Source organism: Paraburkholderia sp. (genome assembly GCF_049581445.1).
Classification (GTDB): Bacteria; Pseudomonadota; Gammaproteobacteria; order Burkholderiales; family Burkholderiaceae; genus Paraburkholderia.
This window is the reverse complement of sequence record NZ_JBAURZ010000207.1, coordinates 1-1,990: the sequence shown is the minus strand read 5'-3', so window position 1 is coordinate 1,990 and position 1,990 is coordinate 1. Positions and strand designations below refer to the sequence as shown.

Sequence of the window (1,990 nt, the reverse complement as noted above, 5' to 3'; positions counted from 1 at the left end):
GTCCTCGACCCCTTGCGGCGTCGCGCTGCGGCTGCCGACCACGGCGACGGCCTTGGCATGCAACAGATCGAGCCGGCCTTTTACATATAGAAGTGACGGCGGATCGGGCATCGTCAGTAGCGCAGGCGGGTAGGCCGGGTCGTCGAGCGTGACGATGGCGTTGCCTTCCTCTTCTCGCCACGCCAGCGCCGCATCCAGATAGCGTGCGAAATCGGCGCCGGGAGAGGCGAGCGCGGCCCGCGCGGATGCTTCGTCAGTCGCGGCGGCGAGCAGCGCAAAGGGTTGCTCGAGAATCGCGCCTGGTAAGCCAAACGCGTTGAGCATGGCGCGTAGCGCTCCGGGGCGGAGGCCCGGGGCCATTGAGAGCCGCAGCCAGGCGGTGAGTTCACGAACCGTTGTCGGTAGAGTGTGCATTGCTAGTTCATCCTTCTGCATGGCCAGCGGGCAGGCGGGCGCCATGCTAAAATTTTCATCATCCGAAATAACTGCAGCGCCGCGCCCACCCGCGCGGGCTAGTCGTTTGCGCACTTTTGGCGTGTTGAATCGAACCGGTTCGACCCCACCTATCCTCTGCGCATCGCGACAGCCCGACAAGCTGGCCAGATGGCCAGCAGCGCGACTTTTGGCCCGTGAGCGGCGCCTAAAACCACCTTTACAATCATGGCTTTGCTGAACATTCTCAATTACCCGGACAAACGGCTGCACAAGATTGCCAAACCGGTTGAAAAGGTCGACGACCGCATCCGCAAACTCGTGGCCGATATGGCCGAGACGATGTATTCAGCGCCTGGCGTAGGCCTCGCGGCCACCCAGGTGGACGTGCATGAGCGTGTCATCGTGATCGACGTGTCCGACGCGCACGACGAACTGCACGCTTTCATCAATCCGGAAATCATCTGGTCGAGCGACGAAAAGAAGATCAATGAGGAGGGTTGCCTCTCGGTGCCGGGCATCTACGACAACGTAGAACGTGCCGAGAAGGTGCGGGTGCGCGCGCTTAACGAGAAGGGCGAAACCTTCGAGCTCGACTGCGAAGATTTGCTCGCGGTGTGTATCCAGCACGAAATGGATCACCTGATGGGCCGCGTGTTCGTCGAGTATCTGTCGTCGCTCAAGCAGACCCGCATCAAGAACAAGATGAAGAAGCTCGCTCACGCGATGTAATGCGCGTCCATTCCGCCTACTGCACCCGTTCATGAGCCATTCGTTGCGCGTTGTCTTTGCCGGTACGCCGGAGTTCGCCTCGGCGGCGCTTGCCGCTATCCACGAGGCGGGGTTTCCGGTGCCGCTCGTCTTGACGCAGCCCGACCGCCCTGCTGGACGCGGCATGAAGTTGCAGGCCAGCCCGGTGAAGCGTTATGCGCAGGAGCATGGGCTCCCGGTCGCTCAGCCCCCGTCGTTACGCCGCAACGGCAAGTTCCCTGCGGAAGCCACGGCAGCAATAGACCTGCTGCGCGCCACGCCACACGATGTGATGGTGGTCGCAGCCTATGGGCTGCTGTTGCCGCAGGAAGTGCTGGATATCGCGCCGCATGGCTGTATCAACATCCACGCTTCGTTGTTGCCGCGCTGGCGCGGCGCCGCGCCGATCCATCGTGCGATCGAAGCGGGCGACACGGAAACCGGCATCACACTGATGCAGATGGACGTTGGTCTCGATACCGGCGCGATGATCTCCGAAGCGCGCACGGCCATTCACGACAACGACACGACCGCGACGCTGCACGACCGTCTGGCGCAGGCTGGCGCGCGACTGATCGTCGAGGCTTTGGGCGAACTGGAACGCAGCGGCAAGCTCGCTGTGACGCCTCAGCCGGAGACCGGCTCAACTTACGCCGACAAAATCGGCAAGCACGAAGCCACGCTTGACTGGCGGCGTCCCGCTGCCGTGCTGGCGCGCCAGGTGCGAGCGTTTGACCCGTTCCCAGGCGGCGTGGCGACGCTTGACGGCACCGCCATCAAGATCTGGGGCGCAGTGCCCGCCGAAGCG

Annotated in this window: 3 protein-coding genes; 2 read left to right on the top strand and 1 reads right to left on the bottom strand. The window is 63.2% G+C overall.

Annotated features, from left to right (window positions below; genetic code table 11):
• The coding region (locus WCA85_RS18250; RefSeq protein ID WP_424066282.1) for a DNA-processing protein DprA at nt 1–414 on the bottom strand (414 nt) is incomplete at its 3' end.
• Between the two features lie 246 nt (nt 415–660).
• Here WCA85_RS18250 and def point away from each other — a divergent pair.
• Complete coding sequence (gene def / locus WCA85_RS18245; RefSeq protein ID WP_424066281.1) at nt 661–1,164, top strand: peptide deformylase; 504 nt, start codon at nt 661–663, stop codon at nt 1,162–1,164.
• A 31-nt stretch (nt 1,165–1,195) separates the two neighbouring features.
• Nucleotides 1,196–1,990: methionyl-tRNA formyltransferase (gene fmt / locus WCA85_RS18240; RefSeq protein WP_424066280.1), on the top strand; the 795-nt coding region annotated here is incomplete at its 3' end.

What these genes read in the sequence shown, in the direction of transcription:
- def (WP_424066281.1), top strand. Translation starts at nt 661, where the DNA reads ATGGCTTTGCTGAACATTCTCAATTACCCGGACAAACGGCTGCACAAG.